The 18,097-nt window shown below is 35.7% G+C and carries 16 protein-coding genes and 1 tRNA gene; 13 read left to right on the top strand and 4 right to left on the bottom strand.

The genetic code is table 11. From position 1 onward, the window contains the following. The 5 genes from CDOM16189_RS04390 to CDOM16189_RS04370 all read left to right on the top strand — a co-directional run. Positions 1 to 1,042: hypothetical protein (locus CDOM16189_RS04390; RefSeq protein WP_170000756.1), on the top strand; the 1,042-nt coding region annotated here is incomplete at its 5' end. A gap of 726 nt (positions 1,043 to 1,768) precedes the next feature. Next, entirely contained in the window at positions 1,769 to 3,025 is a 1,257-nt protein-coding gene (locus CDOM16189_RS04385) for an ATP-binding protein (RefSeq protein WP_283240833.1), read from the top strand. A gap of 348 nt (positions 3,026 to 3,373) precedes the next feature. Continuing rightward, positions 3,374 to 3,589, top strand: a complete 216-nt coding sequence (locus CDOM16189_RS04380) for a hypothetical protein (protein WP_169976227.1) — start codon at positions 3,374 to 3,376, stop codon at positions 3,587 to 3,589. Beyond that, a complete protein-coding gene (locus CDOM16189_RS04375) occupies positions 3,586 to 4,035 on the top strand; it encodes a hypothetical protein (protein WP_170000755.1) in 450 nt (149 codons plus the stop codon). The genes CDOM16189_RS04380 and CDOM16189_RS04375 overlap by 4 nt, the downstream gene beginning before the upstream one ends. Next, positions 4,035 to 4,886, top strand: a complete 852-nt coding sequence (locus tag CDOM16189_RS04370; RefSeq protein ID WP_170000754.1) for a tape measure protein — start codon at positions 4,035 to 4,037, stop codon at positions 4,884 to 4,886. The genes CDOM16189_RS04375 and CDOM16189_RS04370 overlap by 1 nt, the downstream gene beginning before the upstream one ends. Here the strand turns inward: CDOM16189_RS04370 and CDOM16189_RS04365 are convergent. The 4 genes from CDOM16189_RS04365 to mraY form a co-directional block, all read right to left on the bottom strand. Further along, positions 4,828 to 5,574, bottom strand: a complete 747-nt coding sequence (locus CDOM16189_RS04365; RefSeq protein WP_170000753.1) for a hypothetical protein — start codon at positions 5,572 to 5,574, stop codon at positions 4,828 to 4,830. The genes CDOM16189_RS04370 and CDOM16189_RS04365 overlap by 59 nt on opposite strands. A 630-nt stretch (positions 5,575 to 6,204) precedes the next feature. Further along, positions 6,205 to 6,280: transfer RNA gene (locus CDOM16189_RS04360), tRNA-Phe, on the bottom strand. A 65-nt stretch (positions 6,281 to 6,345) separates the two neighbouring features. Further along, positions 6,346 to 7,590: a UDP-N-acetylmuramoyl-L-alanine--D-glutamate ligase gene (gene murD, locus CDOM16189_RS04355; protein WP_169972749.1), complete on the bottom strand. Its 1,245-nt coding sequence runs from the start codon at positions 7,588 to 7,590 to the stop codon at positions 6,346 to 6,348. Next, entirely contained in the window at positions 7,590 to 8,654 is a 1,065-nt protein-coding gene (gene mraY, locus CDOM16189_RS04350) for a phospho-N-acetylmuramoyl-pentapeptide-transferase (RefSeq protein WP_169972751.1), read from the bottom strand. Before mraY ends, murD begins: the two co-directional genes overlap by 1 nt. Positions 8,655 to 8,728: 74 nt before the next feature. Between mraY and gpmI the strand changes: the two genes are divergently transcribed. The 8 genes from gpmI (at position 8,729) to accA (ending at position 17,881) form a co-directional block, all read left to right on the top strand. Continuing rightward, positions 8,729 to 10,189, top strand: a complete 1,461-nt coding sequence (gene gpmI / locus CDOM16189_RS04345; RefSeq protein ID WP_170000752.1) for a 2,3-bisphosphoglycerate-independent phosphoglycerate mutase — start codon at positions 8,729 to 8,731, stop codon at positions 10,187 to 10,189. A 14-nt stretch (positions 10,190 to 10,203) separates the two neighbouring features. Continuing rightward, the gene (locus tag CDOM16189_RS04340; RefSeq protein WP_169972755.1) at positions 10,204 to 11,061 is read left to right on the top strand and encodes a DNA adenine methylase; all 858 of its coding nucleotides are present in this window, start codon (positions 10,204 to 10,206) and stop codon (positions 11,059 to 11,061) included. Further along, positions 11,062 to 13,206: an ATP-binding protein gene (locus tag CDOM16189_RS04335; RefSeq protein ID WP_169972763.1), complete on the top strand. Its 2,145-nt coding sequence runs from the start codon at positions 11,062 to 11,064 to the stop codon at positions 13,204 to 13,206. It abuts the gene before it with no gap. Next, a complete protein-coding gene (locus CDOM16189_RS04330; protein ID WP_169972766.1) occupies positions 13,196 to 14,593 on the top strand; it encodes a DNA double-strand break repair nuclease NurA in 1,398 nt (465 codons plus the stop codon). The genes CDOM16189_RS04335 and CDOM16189_RS04330 overlap by 11 nt, the downstream gene beginning before the upstream one ends. Before the next feature lie 71 nt (positions 14,594 to 14,664). After that, complete coding sequence (gene fabG / locus CDOM16189_RS04325) at positions 14,665 to 15,408, top strand: 3-oxoacyl-ACP reductase FabG (protein WP_170000751.1); 744 nt, start codon at positions 14,665 to 14,667, stop codon at positions 15,406 to 15,408. Positions 15,409 to 15,461: 53 nt separating this feature from the next. Further along, positions 15,462 to 15,695, top strand: coding sequence for an acyl carrier protein (gene acpP, locus CDOM16189_RS04320; protein ID WP_169939845.1), 234 nt, complete (start codon positions 15,462 to 15,464; stop codon positions 15,693 to 15,695). A 31-nt stretch (positions 15,696 to 15,726) separates the two neighbouring features. After that, positions 15,727 to 16,938: a beta-ketoacyl-ACP synthase II gene (locus CDOM16189_RS04315; RefSeq protein WP_170000750.1), complete on the top strand. Its 1,212-nt coding sequence runs from the start codon at positions 15,727 to 15,729 to the stop codon at positions 16,936 to 16,938. Position 16,939: 1 nt separating this feature from the next. Next, positions 16,940 to 17,881, top strand: a complete 942-nt coding sequence (accA, locus tag CDOM16189_RS04310) for an acetyl-CoA carboxylase carboxyl transferase subunit alpha (RefSeq protein ID WP_170000749.1) — start codon at positions 16,940 to 16,942, stop codon at positions 17,879 to 17,881. The last annotated feature ends 216 nt before the right edge of the window (positions 17,882 to 18,097 follow it).

Below are 18,097 nucleotides of genomic sequence, written 5' to 3'. Positions count from 1 at the left end.
CGGTCAAGACGGCAAAGATGCCGTTACCGTAAAAGATGGAGCCGATGTAGGAGCAAGAGTAAGCACCGGTGGCGTGGACGGCGGAACACCTGAAGCAATCAACATCTCAGGCGCAAATACTATAATAGGAACGAATTTAAATTTAGCTCAAAACGACAGAGGAGTTCGAACGGCGGGTAGAATGGAGCTAAATGTAACGGATGGAGCTACTATACAAGGAAATATACATACCAATATACATGGAGATAAAGTCGATCAAATAATTAATGTTACAAATTCTACCGTAAAAGGCGATATACTAGGCTCAGCTACGGGCGTAGATAAAGTGACCGTAACCAACTCCACGATAGATAATATAAATACTAAAGGTGGAGATGATATTATATCTACTTTAAGCGGAGCTAAAATATCTTCAGCCATAAAGAGTGGAGGAGGAGATGATACAGTAACCATTCAAGGATCAGGTACTTCTGTAGTAAGCGGTGTAGATGCAGAAGATGGAAATGACATTATCAAAGTATCGGATAGTGCTAAAATAGAAGGAAATCTCTTTGGCGGTAAAGGTGATGATATTATATCATTAACAGGAGAAGGTACTAGCGCAAGGCTATTAGATGGAGCTGGCGGGAAAGACGTTATCATAAAAGATGATAAAGCATCTTCAACCGGTATAGCAGGTGGAGATACTGTCGTTACTAATAAATCCGGAAATTTAATTATAAACGATATAGATAGTAGTAAAACAATAGATCTATCAAACATATCTAAGGTAGATAAAAATATCAAATCCATTGATCTGTCAGAAGTGGATGGCGCAAAGCTAAATATAACCGCACAAGATGTATTAGATATAAATAAGAACAATAGCAGTGAAACACTTACTATAAAAGGTGGCAGTGATGACTCGGTAAAAGATTCTGATGGTGGTAAATGGAGTACCGGAGCTACTATTGATGGAAACACTACATACACCAACAATACAAATACAGTATCTATAATTATAGATAACGATATAGACACTAAAGGTTTGACTAACGGCTAATAACGGATAATTATTCCATCTCTCTTGTTAAAGCATACAAGAGAGATGGTTGTTTTAGTCTTATTGTGAGGACAATAAGAGAGTTTCATAAACACTTCAGGCTTATAGGATCGGAGTGTTTATGGCACTATAAATCAGGTAGGTTTTTACTATTTTAGTTTGATTTTTAAATTCTACATCATGACTTTCTAATATTTCACTGATTGGCTTGGTCTGTGTGCGTTTGGCAGCTCTTTTAATCCAAAGCACTTGTCCATATGTCGCAATTATTGTGCTTTATTTCGACACGTAGATTTTGTATCCGTATGTTTATATTCTTTAAAGAATCTATTAAAATAAAGTGTTGATTGTGAGATTTTCGATTTTAAAAAGTGTAATTAAATATTACGTAGAAATATCACACCGTCTGAAAATACTAATTAAAATCAGTCATTTGTTTTGATTTTGCAGTATATATCTAACACTTTACAAATAGAGCGAGTAATATTTAGTATTTTTGCTAAATTTCAATGCTTTGTTTTAGCATTTGAAAAAACTAATGCTTACTTACTTTTAATTTCAAATCCTTAATTTGCTTACTATAGATATACGCTGTATACAAAACATACGTTTTAAAGCATATAATTTGATTGTAGCTGTTTATAATCATTGACAACTATAAAATGTATTGATATTCTTTTAAGAAGTTTTTTGAAAAGTATATAAATATATAGTCATATAAATAAAATGATTTTTATATTTAAAAATAACTTTATTTGTATTTTATTACATATTAAGGGAATAAGTTATGTTGGATCAACTTTTTTAAAGAGCAATGATCTTATAAGATTAAACAACTATAAGTTCAAAAGATATTTTATAGACTCTAAGGATTTTTCTCATAGGCTTACTATTATCTTAGGGCAAAGAGGCATAGGCAAAACAACTACATTGGCTCAACTTGCAAGCAAAAACAAAGATAGCCTTTATCTAAGTTTGGACGATATAGAGATATCAAACGATATAACATCTATTATAAGAGAGTTTGTGCTAAATGGCGGTAAGTATCTATATCTAGATGAAATTTATAAAAGTAAAGATATATCGGCTGTCTTAAAATTTGCCTATGATAACTTCAAAGAGCTAAACATAGTAGCTACAGGTTCGTCTGCTCTTGAAGTATTAAAAAGCTCTCATGACCTAAGCAGAAGAGCGATTATATATAAAATGAGCGGAATGAGCTTAAGAGAGTATATCGGACTAAAATATAATATAGATTTGGATGCTTTGGATTTTAAAAATTTGCTTGTAAATCATGAAAATATTGCTGTCAATATCATAAGCGTTTTAAAACAAAAAGATCTAGTCATCATCAAACTTTTTAGGGAGTATCTAAAAGTAGGCTATTATCCGTACTATAATGATATGCCAAACGATACGGCCTTTTATCAGACTCTAAAGCAAGGCATCGAAGCCACTATAGATAGCGATCTTTTAAGTATATATCCAAATCTAAATGGTAACACAGCAAGAAAACTAAAAATCCTAACTCATGCCATAGGCGTAAATGTCCCGTATCAACCAAACTACTCGCGCCTAAAATCGCTTGTGGATATAAGAGACGATAGAACGTTAAAAGAGTATCTTGCTATGCTTGATAGTGCCGGGCTTATTAGGCTTCTAATGAAAAATGAGCTAGCTATAAAAAATATGGATAAGGCGGATAAAATTTACCTTGAAAATACAAATTTAATGTACCTAAACAACCCTGATACGGGAAATGTCAGAGAGACATTCTTTGCTAATCAGCTTGGAAATATCACTGAAATTTACTCAGGAAAAGCTGGGGACTTTATGGTGGGTGAGTTTACTTTTGAAGTGGGCGGTGCTAAAAAGAGCTTTGATCAAAATAAGGATGTACAAAATTCATATATAGCAGCTGATGATATAGAAGTAGGAGTTGGAAAGAAAATCCCATTGTGGTTGTTTGGGTTTTTGTATTGATAATTTAAAACTAGGAGTATATCGTGTTTGAATATAAATGCCAAAAGAGGATGGCGGATTTGATTTGAGATCAACAGCAAGTAATAGTGTAATAATTATAGGTGTTGTAAGGCTTGTGCATGATATTTTAAAGATGATGAGATGGCACTTGAAATTACTTTAAAGTTTTATGGATAAATTAAATAGGCGTTTGACAAAACCTCAAAAATTTAATTAAAATTTTATATAAAGGAATAAGAATGAAAACTGTAATTTTAGATCTTTTAGATGAAGCAAATGAGCTAAAACATAAAGTAAAAAGCCTACTGTAAAAAAGTAGATCGCCTGCTTGCCTGCGTAGAAGCCAGAATGAGCCCGACGGAGTTCGGGCTTGATTACTATGAAACGCTTATGTTTCGTGGTCAGAACATGGCTTGTGTAGCCAAGCAGGGATATAGCGGCGGATATATAGAGTGCGATAGCTTGATTTTAAAGGCTTTTTGCAAACGGTTTAAAATAGATTTTATATGGATGATTGAAATTTCAAAAAGCTTTATAGCGATAATAAATAAAGGGATTAGATGAAAAATTACAAGGAAGCTTTGCTTTTTGCGCGGGCATTGTCAATGATTTGTGCTATCCCTACAGCTATTGTGGCAACTATAAACGCTAAGATTTTATCCTTGTCTGAAGTTGCTATTTCAAAAACACCGGCAACCATGACGACTGCTAGAAAAAACCACCAAAAGCCAAGTAGAAAATTCTTAACTATAAATAGCATCTTGAACCTATTTAGCTATTTAAAACAAGCAACCTTAATAAGACCAAAAGCTATAGGCGCAACTATAATAAAGGCTATTGTAGCCAAAAAGACGGCTAATTGCGGAGTAAAAGAAGCTATGACAATTACTGCAAAAGCAAAAATGCAAATAGAGCAGATTATGACTATTTTATATAGAAAGTCAAGTAAATTCATCTTCGCTCCTTTATTTTTATTTGATTATACAAAAATTCAAACGAAGAGTAAATAATGTCTGTGTCTAATGATATAAAAATAAAGATAACCATAGACGGAAATACCAGAAACGTAACTCTGGTTAGAAGCGAAGTTAATAAGCTAGGAAATAGTATCAATAATGTCGATACTTATGCAAATGCTCTTAGAAGCACTTTAGGTAAATTTGCAGCAGTGGGATTTGCTATAAATGGATTAAGTGATGCTTTTAGTAAAAGTATAGCCTCTATGGACGCGCTGACAAACGCTACCGGTAGATTAAGTCTTGTGACAAAAAACAGCAACGAACTAAAGGCTCTAAGCGCGCAAATTTTAAACGTAGCAAATAGTGCACGCGTAAGTTTTACCGAAACAACGGATTTGCATACAAGATTTGCAAATAATCTAAAAAATAGCGCAATATCATCTAAGCAGATGATAGAGGTAACTCAGGCGGTAAGCAAATCTCTAGTTATAAGCGGAGCAAGTGCGCAAAGCGCAAACGCAGCCCTTATTCAATCGTCTCAAGGTCTAGCCGCAAACTCATTGCGCGGACAAGAGCTGGCTTCCGTAATGGAACAAACTCCGCGCCTAGCTCAAGCGATAGCGGATGGCATGAACGTAAGCATAGGACAGCTTAGAAAGCTGGCCGAAGAAAACAAGCTTACTACTGAAACGGTATTTTTCGCTTTATACAAACAAAAAGATCTTATAGAAAAAGAATTCGGAAAAATGCCAATAACCATCGGTCAAAGCATGACCGTATTAGGCAATAGCGTTCAAGCTCTTTTAGGCAGGCTTAACGAGGCTTCGGGATTTACTAAGGCCATTACCGGTGTAACAAATATACAAAATCCCAAAAATGAGCATAGACCCTACTATGGTTAAGTCCATAATACAAGGTATAGTTCTCATATACTAGCTTATCTGCATTTATAGATTTTTGAGAGCAAATTTTATATATTTTTGAAAATTTAAAGCCCATTTTTTTATTCAAGTTTTCTATTCGCTGCTTGATTTTAGCAAAGTCATTTGGTGTATTTGCCTCTCTCAATGCTGTTAAAAGGGCTTTTTTATAAAAGCTTTTTGATCCAAATTTAAACCAACAGCATCTGTCTATTATCTTTAAGACGTATGAAATATTTGCTTTAAAAAGCCAAATATCAATAAGCTCATACCTTAGCTTTATATCATCAACAAAGTGGATAGCTAATAAAATATACTGTTTACCTATACTGCCTAATGAGTCAAGCCAGTAAAAATAAAGCCTTAAAAGTCGCTCATCCAAGCTAGCAAATCTTGACAAATAGCAACAAATCATTATCTTGTAGTCATTTGCGTTTTCAAAAGTTTGGACTTTATTAAAAATTTCGCATATAAAATCAGTATCAAAAACAGATAAATGGCTAATAATATTTAAGCAATCAAGAACGCATTTTGAATTATCAAGCCACAGAGTATAAAGTTTTAAAATATCTTTGTCGTTACTAAATTTCTTAACTGAAAGTCTAAAGTCCTTTGTTTTTTTGCATAATACCAAAGCTTCATCTATACTTTTTATTTTATCAACTCTCATTTTTACTCCTCTGTTGGATATACACATGAGATGAAAAAAATTTTAAGTATTTGTCTAATTTTTTATTAAATAAGAAAATTTTGTTACTGTTCTGCACAAAAATGATTGTTTTATAACAAATTAATATTTTTAGCTATGTTGTGAAAAACATAGCTATTTGCAACAAAAATAAATCTCGCACTAGCTAATATGTTAATATTTTATTTATTTTTTGTTGCAATAAAAGCAGGTGTAGTTTTTGATAAATATTAATCAAACTTTGCCTGCTTTTAGCCTGTCTGGCACAAGACCTTACAGCAAGCTCGTCTGAGCTTGCTAAGTAAGTATTAGCCAAATATTAATTTTGCTTTTAGATGTGCAGGATATTTCAATGTAAATTTGAATTCAGCTTTTTAAATTTTTGGTATAGTGAAAGGCTGGTTTGTTTAATTTTGTTTATTTTTAAATGCCAATATTTTGGTAGTTAGATTTTGTTTGAAAATTTTACTAAATTTTAGAAAAACTATAAAATAATTCAAAACAAAAGTAAAAAATTTAATTTTAATTCAATTTTATATATGGCACCTAAGATGGTATCTAGACAAACCTTAAAGCTTAAAAATACCGATAAAATAAGGATTTTAAAAGAAATGGTGGTTAGAGGCAGAATCGAACTGCCGACACGCAGATTTTCAGTCTGCTGCTCTACCGACTGAGCTATCCAACCACCTAAAAAAGAAATGTGATTATACACTTTTAAATTTTAAAATTAGGTTAAAAACAAAATTAAATTTATAAATTTGCAACAAATTCTTTAAATTTATCTCCTCGCTCGGCGTAGCTATTAAACTGATCAAGGCTTGCAGCAGCAGGACTTAGAAGAGCTATCTCGTCTAAAATTCGAGCTTCTTTTGAATTCGCTTTCTTAGTCGGTTTTTTTAAATTTTTATCTATTTGCGTTACGGCTACATCTAAAAATTCGCATTTTAGAGCTGGAATTTGAAATTTCTCAGCTAGCTTCATAATCTTATCGCTATTTGAGCCGATAGCGTAAATTTTAGTATTTGCGCTATTTATAGCCTCAAAAAGCTGCGTCATATCAACACCCTTATCATCTCCGCCTAAGATTAGGTGCAGGAATTTATCCTCATACCGCTTTAGAGCTTGAATGGTCGCGTCGATATTGGTAGCTTTTGTGTCATTTACCCAAATTCGCCCGAATTTGTCCTTAAATTCTTCAAGTTTATTGCTCTCTATCACAAATTTGTTTAGTAAATTTGTGTCGCACCTATCAAAGATTATTTTTTGTACTGTTAGTGCCAAAAGAGCGTCCATTAAAAACGGCACTTTGAAATTTATCTCATTTGTGGCAACTCCGCAAAATTTAGCTAAATCATCTTCGTTTTTGTAGCTTATTATTTTTGCAAGAGTCGGAGTATTAGCGTAAATTTCAGGCAATATCGCAACCGAGTTTTCTCTCATCATGCTAAGCGGCTTAAGCTTGGCGGCTTCATAAGAGCTCATATCGCCGTGCCAAGTTAGATGATCGGGCGTTATGGGCAAAAGCACGTATATATCAGGCTTTGCAAGGTTTGTGTAGTGAAGCGTGAAGGAGCTCGTCTCTAGTATCCAAATTTTAGCTTTAGTACCTAGCTCGGCTAGCGGAGTGCCTACGTTTCCGCCCATTACCGAGCCTTTGTCTTCAAGCAGGTGCTGCATCATCTTAGTCGTCGTTGTCTTGCCGTTTGTGCCGCTTATCCAGACGCTAAAAGGCATTTTGGATGCGAAAAAATCATATTCACTTATCAAATTTTGCGATTTTTTAATCAGCTCATGATACGGAGGAAAGCCGGGGCTTGGGATCTCAAGTTCGCTTTTATCTGGATTAAATTCACTTATCGGCAAAAGATTATTTCCAAATTCATCCTTTGAAATTTGGCTAAATTTGTCATCATATACATCCCAAATTCCTTCATCTTGGCAGTTTTTGGCAATAGCCTTGGTCGTGCCGCCGTAACCGAACAAACTTCTTTTCATTATCTTATCTTTAGCGCCGTTAGGGCGATTAGATTTGCTAAAAGCGCAATAATCCAAAACCTAACAATGATTTTGTTTTCAACCCAGCCTTTAATCTCAAAATGATGATGGATAGGTGCCATTAAGAAAATTCGCTTTTTAAAAATTTTAAAGCTTCCTACTTGCAAAATGACGCTTAAAGTCTCGATCACAAAGATAAATCCTATAATGATAAGCAAAATTTCATTTTTAGTCATAACGCCCATAAGTCCGATATATCCGCCAAGACTTAGGCTTCCACTATCACCCATGAAAACTTGTGCGGGATGGCAGTTAAACCACAAAAACCCCATCAAAGAGCCGATTAGAGCCGAAGCGATGATGATAGTTTCACCCACGCCGATGATCTTTGGAAGTAGTAAATAAGAGCTAAATAGCGCATGTCCGCAGATATAGGCAAAAATTCCTAACGTGACAAGCGAAAGCATGGCGGGAACGGCTGCAAGCCCGTCAAGCCCGTCTGTTAAATTTACCGCGTTTGAGGCCGCAACTATAACTAGCGTCCAAAAGACTATAGCAAAAATTTTAAGATCCAGTAGCGGGAATTTATAAAACGGCACATAAAATTCAGTTCCTATATCGCCGCTAAGATAAAGCACGGTTGAAACCGCAAAAGATACTAAAATTTGAGCTAAAAGCTTGGCTTTAGGGCTTAGTCCCGCGTGGTTGTTTGCGCCTAGAATTTTTGATATGTCGTCTTTAAACCCGATCGCCGTAAAACCCGCAAGACAGAGCAAAGAGGCTATAACGAAGCTATTGTCAAGTCTGGCGCAGATGATAGTTGCCAGTATCGCCGTTACCATAAAGACTATGCCTCCCATGGTCGGGGTTTTTTCTTTTTTTTGGTGTGTTTTTGGAGCAAGCTCGTAAATCGGCTGACTGGCGTTTTTAGCCCTTGCCCAAGCGATAAATTTAGGCATAAGATAAACGGTAAGTGCAAAAGATATGAAAAACGCTATGCCTGCGCGAACCGTGATGTATTGAAAGATGTTAAAATTTAGGATTTCATAAAGATAATAAAACATGTGAGCCTTTATTTTTAAAAAGAGTAATTTTAGTATAATGCTCTTAAAATTTATCTAAATTTAAAGAATGAAATATGAAACAAAAAACTATTTTAGTGATAACAGACGGCATAGGATTTAATCCAAACTCAGAATTTAACGCATTTGCAGCGGCGAAAAAGCCGACTTATGATTGGCTATTTAAAAATGTGCCAAATTCGCTTATCAAGACTTCAGGTCTTGCGGTAGGCTTGCCTGAGGGGCAAATGGGAAATAGCGAAGTAGGGCATATGTGCATAGGAAGCGGGCGGGTTTTGTATCAAAATTTGGTAAAAATTTCGCTTGGGTTTAAAGACGGCTCAATTTCTCAAAACGCAAAACTAAAAGAGCTTTTTACAAAGTGTAAAAATATCCATATAATCGGGCTTTATAGCGATGGAGGCGTGCACTCTCATCTTGAGCATTTTGACGATATGTGCAAACTTGCTATAAATAACGGTTGCAGTGTCTATGCTCACGCTATAACCGACGGTAGGGACGTAGCGCCTACGAGTGCGGCTGAATTTGTGAAGCAGCTTGAAGAGAAATTTAACATGGCTACGATTTGCGGTAGATTTTACGCGATGGATAGGGATAAGCGCTGGGATAGGGTGCATGAAGCTTATAAGGCGATGATTGAAGGTGCAAATTTACAGAGCTTAAAACCAAGCGAATATATTCAAAAGAGCTATGATGATGGTGTTTTGGATGAGTTTATAAAGCCTGCTAGTTTTAACGGCTTTAAAGGGATCGGCAAAGATGACGGAGTTATATTTATAAATTTTAGAAACGATAGGATGAGGCAGATAGTAGCGGCATTTGGCGTGAGTGAATTTAGCGAATTTAAGCGTCCTTTTGTAGTGCAAAATTTAGTCACAATGACCGAATACGACGCAAATTTTAGCTTTCCTGTTTTGTTTGAAAACGACAAGATAACAAATACTTTAGCAGAGGTTATATCTCGTGCGGGACTTCGCCAGCTTCACACGGCAGAGACGGAGAAATACGCTCATGTAACTTTTTTCTTTAACGGCGGAGTTGAGGAACTGCTTGAAAACGAAACTAGAATTTTAATTCCAAGCCCAAAAGTTAAAACTTATGACGAAAAGCCCGAAATGAGCGCTGAGGGTGTGTGCAACGCGGTTTTAAAAGCGATTGATGATGGGCAGGATTTTATCGTAGTAAATTTCGCAAACGGCGATATGGTAGGACACACCGGCGATTTTAATGCAGGTGTAAAAGCTGTAGAGGCTGTAGATAGCGCGCTTGGTAAGATTATTGCTAAGGTAAAGGAAAAGGACTATGCGATGATAATTACGAGCGATCACGGTAACTGCGAAGAGATGCGAGATAAAAGCGGAATGCTCACAAACCACACGACTTACGATGTGTTTTGCTTCGTGCTGGGTGATGGAGTGAAAGAAGTAAAAACCGGTGGGCTAAACAATATCGCAGCAAGCGTTCTTAAGCTAATGGGGCTTGAAAAGCCGGCTGAGATGGATGAGCCGCTTTTTTAGGACATCGGTTTTTTATGAGAACATCTTCACCATTAAGATATCCTGGCGGGAAGGGTGTTTTGCTTGGTTGGATTAGTAATTTACTAAGACAAAATAATCTAATAGGCGGTAATTACGTAGAATCTTATGCTGGTGGAGCTGGACTTGCCTTTGGGCTAATTTTAAATGGTCTCGTAGATAGAATTTTTATAAATGATTTTGATAGAACTATATATGCAATTTGGGATTGTATATTAAACGACACAGATGATTTTATCGCTAAAATCAATAATACTCAGGTAAATTTAAAAGAGTGGCAAGTCCAAAAAGATATAATTAAAAATCAACAATATTACTCAAATTTAGAGCTTGGTTTTGCTGCGTTTTTTCTAAATCGCACAAATGTTTCAGGGATCATAAACGGCGGGCCAATTGGCGGCATGAAACAAGGTAGTAAATACACGATTGATTGCAGATTTAATAAAAAATATTTAATTCAAAAAATCATACAAATTGCAGACAAAAAGTCTAGTATTGAAATTTTTAATTTGGATGCACTTGAATTTATAAGGCTAATTACTAAAAGATTAAGTCAAAAATCACTACTCTATCTTGATCCACCTTATTATAAAAAAGGACCTGAGCTTTATAGAAATTTCTATCAGCACGGCGACCACATAAAGCTTTCACAAATTTTAAAAGATATAAATCTGCCTTTGCTTCTAACTTACGATAATTGCGATGAGATAAGAGAGTTGTATGCAGAGTTTGAGAAATTTGATTTCAATTTAAGATATTCAGCTAGTTTGAAGCAAAAAAGCATTGGTAGTGAGCTAATGATATTTAAAAATCTAAAAATGATTGATAAGCCAAATTTAATAAAAGGATTTTAAATGGGCGTTAAAGAGCAAATTGATAAAAGAAATACTTTGGCTAGGATGATAAAAGATCCGCAAAGAAATTTTATAGGCGATGTTTTTAAGCTTGATTATAAATATGCATTGGTGCTTACAAATGATGCTTATAAAGAGAGAGTTTGTGGAATTCCGATTAATAGCTTTCTTTTGGGTGCTAGCTTTAATCCAAATGATTTTTCAAATGCAAAAGAGCAGGAAAAAATTGTATTTTTATTTAGGATGATAGGCTCTTGTGAAATTCCTGGAGATATTGATAAGATAAAAACGATAATAGAGTATTATCAGTCAAAGCCTGAAATTTACTCAGATGATGAGCATGATAATATTGAGCCTATAACGCGCTCTTGGCTTCAGTTTGGAGGGCTTGAGTGTGAGATTATCGGTTCTTTTTATATGGAGGATGGCAAATGGATGTTTGGGGCTGATATAGAGGATTATCAGTCAATGGCAGGCATAAAAGTCTATAAGCCAATGCAAGATGTTTTGCAAGGTATTGTCAATTACATAGATCCTTATAAAAAGCAAAAGATGAAAAAAGATGCTTTTAAAATGGGTTTTCATACCACACCTGAGCCGTTTTTAATAGGAAATTTGCGCTACACATCTACAAATAGACTCCAAAAGCTTAATAAAGACTCAGATGTTGAAGTTAGAATTCACCCGGTAGATTTCTTATCTAGACGCACGGCTGTTTTTGGTATGACAAGAACAGGTAAGTCAAACACAGTTAAAACGATAATATCTGCAGTTTGTATGGCGGCTAAAAAGGCTCAGATCAAAATAGGACAGCTTATTTTTGATATGAACGGCGAATATGCAAATGCAAACGGACAAGACGACGGATCTTCTATAAATGATGTATTTTTTGATAATACAGTTAGATATAGAGGGCTTGAAACGCAGGGATTTTTTGATTTAAGGGATGATTTTTATTCTTCACTTGAAAACGGATTTGAGATTATCAAAAGTCATATAGAGCAGAGCCAAAATAATTTATCAGACTCAATGCAAAAATTTCTTGGCTTAGAGTTTAGTAACGATGAGCCGCAAGAGCCATCAGAAAAGACAAGATGGCATAAAAAACGGGCAATTTATCACTGCATGTTACACAATATGGGCTTTGGTTTTCAAGGCGAGCTTAAGTGCAGATTTGAAATCAGTAAAGAAATTTGGCTTATTTTGTTTGAATACTTACAAAGTCAAGACAAATTTGATATCAATGAAATTTCTTGTCTTAAAAGTCAAGACCAAAAAGTTGAGTTTATGAAAGATAAATACGGAGATCCTGCAAAGGGGCTTGACCCTTTTGACATGAAAGATTTTTTGGCTATGGTAAGAGATGTTAGTCTTGGACTAAAAAAGATTAACAAAGAGCTAAAAAGTAAATCTAGTAAAAGAAATTGGCTTGATAGTGCAGAGGAGGCTATGCTAAATATCATTGTAGGCAAAAACGATAGCGAAAGATCAATAAACACAAAGTCTCTATTTCAAAAATCCTTACCATACCACTCGCCAAAAGGAAACAAAAATATAAAAGAGGATATTTTCAACCATCTTCAACAAGGCAGAGTTGTAATTTTGGATCTGTCTGTGGGTTTGCAGTCAGTGAAGGCAAATATGTCAGAGAAAATAGCAAAATTTATTCTTGAGAAAAATATCGATATAGTCAATCAAAATTTACCGGCAATGCAGTGTGTACTTTATGTTGAAGAAGCTCATAACTTAATAGGTAAAAACAGTAATTTAGATCAAACTTGGCCTAGAATTGCAAAAGAGGGGGCAAAATTTGGGATAGCTTTAGTTTATGCCACACAAGAGCCGTCATCAGTGCATCCAAATATTTTGGCAAATACCGAAAATTTATTTGTAACGCACTTAAACAACGATGATGAGTTAAAATCTTTGTCAAAATATTATGACTTTAAAAGCTTTGCACCATCACTTAAAAAGGCCCAAGATGTCGGTTTTGCAAGGATAAAAACCCTTTCGTCAAACTATGTCATACCAACACAAATTAAGCTATTTGATCCAAATAAATTAAAACTTGAGTATCAAAATTTGCCATATCATGCGGATTTTATACCGGCTCCAAATCCAGACAGGAGAGAAAATGCCATTTAGCGGCGAATTTGCATCTAAAATTTCACATTTTGATATCATGAAAAACCCTGACATTATTGAATTTTTACAAAGTTGTCCTGATGTTCCAAGACCGAGTGTTGAAAATATCAAGGATTTGATAGAAAACGAATACTATACTTCATATTTTCAGACTTATAAAAATGCAAAAATGCCAAAATTTGTGCTTTCTTTGGATGGATCTTGTTATGAAGTTTTAGCCGATAAGGATTTTCCAAGCAGAAAGCTAGGATATATCAAAATAGGACTTGTGTTTTTAGATGTGCAAAGATACGATAGTATCGCATCTAACGATAAATATAGATACATAGATCCTAAGCAAGTAGCAAAACTCCAAGATGACATTAGTTGCCTCTCTTTTGCACTGCCGGGTGCTTATGTGCAAGAAAAAGGTGATGCTTCTGCGTTTGAAAGTTTCAGGAAAAGACTTTTAAAAATTTTTAAAAGTGAGCAGTATAAATTAGGCGACTATAGATTAATAGATTCACTATTTGAACTCTCTTTAAGGATAGAAAAAGCAGAGTTTAAAAATGGTAGGAAATTTTTTAAACTGGATAAATGTCCAAATAGAAATTGTGGTAAAAATGACAAATTTGAAATAGAAATTAACGATGAATATGTTATTTGTCCTTATTGTAAGAATAAAATTTTTGCAACAGATGTTTTAAGAGTGCACGAGCCATTTACAAACACGGGTGAGAATCAAGGGACTTATTCTAGGGTTATGAATTTATTAGAACATTTGGTTTTGTTTCATTATTTAAATTACATTTATAACAATGACATCAAATTTCTATCGGAATTAGCCGTGATTTTAGATGGACCTTTAGCGATCTACGGAGAGGGTGCGAAATATCACAGAGCACTAATGATGGCATATTATGAGATGCAAAGAAAGTGTGTAGATAGCGGATATTCTGAGCCTATAATTATTGGTCTTGTTAAAACGGGTAGAATTGTGGAACATTTTTTAAATATAAAAAATAGACTTGCTCAAAATGTAATTTTTCCTATTGATGATATGTATAGGTATGAGTTTATAAACGAAAAAGACGATAGCCAGGATAAACATTTTGGAGTAGAAACTTATTACGGTCAGGATTTTTTCATTAAAAGCTCGGATCATAGACAATTTGTAGTTTGTGTTTTATATCCATTTTCTAACAAAACAGAGGATTTTCATAATGAAAAAACAAAGATATCTCACTATAAAAATTTTGACTCAATCCTTGCTACGATTATAAAATTTGAAACAGATATGTATCAAAACGGCTCAATACCGGTTATCTTGGCTCACAAGCACTCATCTATTAGCCTGAAACCTGGCGGCAAAATGCTTGATATTTTGTCTAGAAAATATTTCAAATAGCCAATACGGTATTAAGCCCAAAACAAGTTCTTTAAGGTAGAATTATTAAAATTTTGACTTTAAGGATATATATGAAATTTAGTGGAAAAAATGTTCTGATTACCGGTGCAAGCCGCGGCATAGGCGCGCAGATAGCAAAAACGCTTGCAAACATGGGTTTAAAAGTGTGGATAAACTACCGCTCAAAGCCTGAGATCGCAGATGCTTTGCAAGCCGAGATCGTAGCTGCCGGCGGTCAGGCTGCAGTGATAAAATTTGACGCAACAGACGAAGATGAGTTTATAAAAGGCATAAATTTAATCATTGATACTGACGGCGAGCTAAGTTACCTCGTAAATAACGCAGGAATCACAAATGATAAACTTGCGCTTAGAATGAAAACGGACGAGTTTATAAACGTGCTAAATGCGAATTTGACATCAGCATTTATCGGCTCAAGAGAGGCTTTAAAAGTGATGAGTAAAAAGCGCTTTGGAGCTGTTGTAAACGTAGCTTCCATAGTAGGCGAGATGGGAAATGCGGGACAAGTTAATTATTCGGCAAGTAAAGGCGGCATGATAGCTATGACAAAGAGCCTTGCTAAAGAGGGAGCGAGCAGAAACGTGCGATTTAACTGCGTAACGCCGGGCTTTATACAAACGGATATGACGGAGGTTTTAAGCGAAGAGATTAAGCAAAACTATATAAACAATATCCCGCTAAAACGTCTTGGAGGTGCAAGCGAAGTAGCCGAAACTATCGCATTTTTGCTAAGCGATCACGCAAGTTATATTACAGGTGATGTGCTTAAGGTGAACGGCGGACTTTATATGTAGTTTAAGCAAAAATATATTAAAATCTGAAACATTTTTTAATAAGGAGACCCCAAATGGCAGTTTTTGATGATGTTAGAGATGTTGTTGTTGAGCAACTTAGCGTAAGCCCTGAGGCTGTTAAGCCTGAGTCAAAGATTATCGAAGATCTAGGCGCTGATTCACTTGACGTTGTTGAGCTTGTTATGGCTTTAGAAGAGAAATTTGAAGTTGAAATTCCAGATAGCGAAGCTGAAAAGCTAATAAGCATAAACGACGTTGTAACTTATATAGAAAAACTAAATAAATAATTCTTTTTATAGATAAAAATAAGGAGATATATTGAGAAGAGTTGTAGTCACCGGAATCGGTATGATAAATGCTCTTGGACTTGATAAAGAGAGCTCTTTTAAAGCTATCTGTGAGGGCAAGAGCGGAGTAAAGAAGATAACGTTTTTTGACGTTTCTGAATATCCTGTTCAAATCGCCGCTGAAATTACCGACTTTGATCCTTTGACCGTAATGGACGGTAAAGAGGTGAAGAAAGTCGATAGATTCATACAACTTGGTATCAAAGCAGCTCGCGAAGCTATGACTGACGCAAATTTTGGCGAATTTGACGCTAGCGAATTTGGCATAAGCTCGGCTGCAGGTATCGGAGGGTTGCCAAATATCGAGAAGAACTCAAATATACTGCTCGAAAAAGGTCCTAAAAAAATATCTCCGTTTTTTATCCCTTCTGCTCTAGTAAATATGCTCGGCGGTATAGTTTCCATAGAGCATGGACTTAGAGGACCTAATATTTCAAGCGTTACGGCTTGCGCGGCTTCTACACATGCGATATGTGAAGCGGCTAAGACCATAATGATAGGCGAAGCCGAGAAGATGCTTGTCGTAGGTGCAGAATCTACAATATGCGGTGTCGGCGTAGGCGGATTTGCCGCTATGAAGGCACTTTCAACCAGAAACGATGAGCCGGAAAAAGCTTCTCGTCCTTTTGATGCCGAACGAGACGGCTTTGTTATGGGTGAAGGAAGTGGGGCTTTAGTGCTTGAAGAATTTGAAAGCGCCAAGGCAAGAGGGGCTAAAATTTATGCTGAGATAGTAGGCTTTGGAGAGAGCGGAGATGCTTATCACATTACGGCGCCGACTCTTGAAGGACCTCTAAATGCTATGAAAAAAGCTCTTAAAATGGCAGGCGATATTAAGATCGACTACATAAATGCTCATGGAACTTCAACTCCAACGAACGATAGAAATGAAACTGCTGCGCTAAAAGAGCTATTTGGCAGCAATTGTCCGCCGGTTAGTTCTACAAAAGGTCAAACAGGACACTGCTTGGGAGCCGCAGGAGCCATAGAAGCGGTAATCTCTATCATGGCTTTACGTGACGGGATTATACCTCCAACCATAAATCAGACAACAAAAGATCCTGAGTGCGACTTGGACTATGTGCCAAATGTTGCTAGAAAAGCCGAGCTTAAAGCTATCATGAGCAACTCGTTTGGCTTTGGTGGAACCAACGGTTCGGTAGTATTTAAAAAATTGGACTAAAATGGCTAGTTATTTAGATTTTGAAAAGAGTATTAAGCAGATTGATGATGATATAGCGAATGCTAAAATTCGCGGTGATGAGCATGCTGTTGAAATTTTAAATAAAAATCTAGAAAAAGAGACTGCTAAAATTTACAAAAATTTAAACGAGTATCAAAGGCTAAGCCTCGCTCGTCACCCTGATCGCCCGTATGCTATAGATTATGTGCGCGGGATGATGACTGATTATTACGAAATTCACGGTGATAGGGCATTTCGTGATGATCATGCGATAGTTTGTTATATCGGATATATCGGCTCTAAAAAAGTAGTTGTTATAGGCGAGCAAAAGGGTCGTGGTACTAAAAATAAACTAAAAAGAAATTTCGGTATGCCTCATCCCGAAGGCTATAGAAAAGCGCTTCGCGTAGCAAAACTTGCCGAGAAATTTAGCTTGCCGATACTTTTTCTTATAGACACTCCGGGTGCGTATCCTGGAATCGCCGCCGAAGAGCGCGGACAGAGCGAGGCAATAGCTAGAAATCTCTTTGAATTTGCAAATTTAAAAACTCCAATGATAGCGGTTGTAATAGGCGAAGGCGGTAGTGGCGGAGCGCTTGCGATAGGAGTGGCTGATAAGCTTGCTATGATGAGAAACTCGGTATTTTCGGTTATTTCTCCTGAAGGTTGTGCCGCGATACTTTGGAATGACCCAAGCAAGCAGGAGCAAGCAACTAAGGCTATGAAGATAACCGCAGATGATCTAAAGAGCCTAAATTTGATAGATGACGTTATAGAAGAGCCACTTAATGGTGCTCATAGAGATAAAGAAAGCGCAGTAAAAGCACTTGCGACATATTTTACAGATGAGCTTGCTAAGCTTGAAGATCAAAGTATAGATCAAATTTTAAGCGCTAGAATGAATAAAATCTTATCTGTCGGAGCTTTCCAAGAGGGCAAGTAGGCTTGATTATATCTTGCTCTTTAAATTTTTATTTACTTCGAAAATACTTATTTGCACTTAACTAATTAAATTAAACACATATCGCTTTAAAATACAAAAATCTATTTAGAGAGTATTTGATTAAATAGTATATTAATGATTTTTAAAGGAATTTTTAGTATAGTTTGAATATCAATGATTATTGTTATTGAAATATTTTTATTAAAGGAGAACTAT

Source organism: Campylobacter sp. RM16189 (genome assembly GCF_012978815.1).
Lineage (GTDB): Bacteria > Campylobacterota > Campylobacteria > Campylobacterales > Campylobacteraceae > Campylobacter_A.
This window is presented reverse-complemented; position numbering and strand designations above follow the sequence as displayed.

What these genes read in the sequence shown, in the direction of transcription:
- CDOM16189_RS04365 (WP_170000753.1), bottom strand. Translation starts at nt 5,574, where the DNA reads ATGAGAGTTGATAAAATAAAAAGTATAGATGAAGCTTTGGTATTATGC.
- CDOM16189_RS04380 (WP_169976227.1), top strand. Translation starts at nt 3,374, where the DNA reads ATGAGCCCGACGGAGTTCGGGCTTGATTACTATGAAACGCTTATGTTT.
- CDOM16189_RS04335 (WP_169972763.1), top strand. Translation starts at nt 11,062, where the DNA reads ATGGGCGTTAAAGAGCAAATTGATAAAAGAAATACTTTGGCTAGGATG.
- murD (WP_169972749.1), bottom strand. Translation starts at nt 7,590, where the DNA reads ATGAAAAGAAGTTTGTTCGGTTACGGCGGCACGACCAAGGCTATTGCC.
- CDOM16189_RS04330 (WP_169972766.1), top strand. Translation starts at nt 13,196, where the DNA reads ATGCCATTTAGCGGCGAATTTGCATCTAAAATTTCACATTTTGATATC.
- CDOM16189_RS04385 (WP_283240833.1), top strand. Translation starts at nt 1,769, where the DNA reads ATGATTTTTATATTTAAAAATAACTTTATTTGTATTTTATTACATATT.
- CDOM16189_RS04370 (WP_170000754.1), top strand. Translation starts at nt 4,035, where the DNA reads ATGTCTGTGTCTAATGATATAAAAATAAAGATAACCATAGACGGAAAT.
- accA (WP_170000749.1), top strand. Translation starts at nt 16,940, where the DNA reads ATGGCTAGTTATTTAGATTTTGAAAAGAGTATTAAGCAGATTGATGAT.
- CDOM16189_RS04375 (WP_170000755.1), top strand. Translation starts at nt 3,586, where the DNA reads ATGAAAAATTACAAGGAAGCTTTGCTTTTTGCGCGGGCATTGTCAATG.
- CDOM16189_RS04340 (WP_169972755.1), top strand. Translation starts at nt 10,204, where the DNA reads ATGAGAACATCTTCACCATTAAGATATCCTGGCGGGAAGGGTGTTTTG.
- fabG (WP_170000751.1), top strand. Translation starts at nt 14,665, where the DNA reads ATGAAATTTAGTGGAAAAAATGTTCTGATTACCGGTGCAAGCCGCGGC.
- gpmI (WP_170000752.1), top strand. Translation starts at nt 8,729, where the DNA reads ATGAAACAAAAAACTATTTTAGTGATAACAGACGGCATAGGATTTAAT.
- acpP (WP_169939845.1), top strand. Translation starts at nt 15,462, where the DNA reads ATGGCAGTTTTTGATGATGTTAGAGATGTTGTTGTTGAGCAACTTAGC.
- mraY (WP_169972751.1), bottom strand. Translation starts at nt 8,654, where the DNA reads ATGTTTTATTATCTTTATGAAATCCTAAATTTTAACATCTTTCAATAC.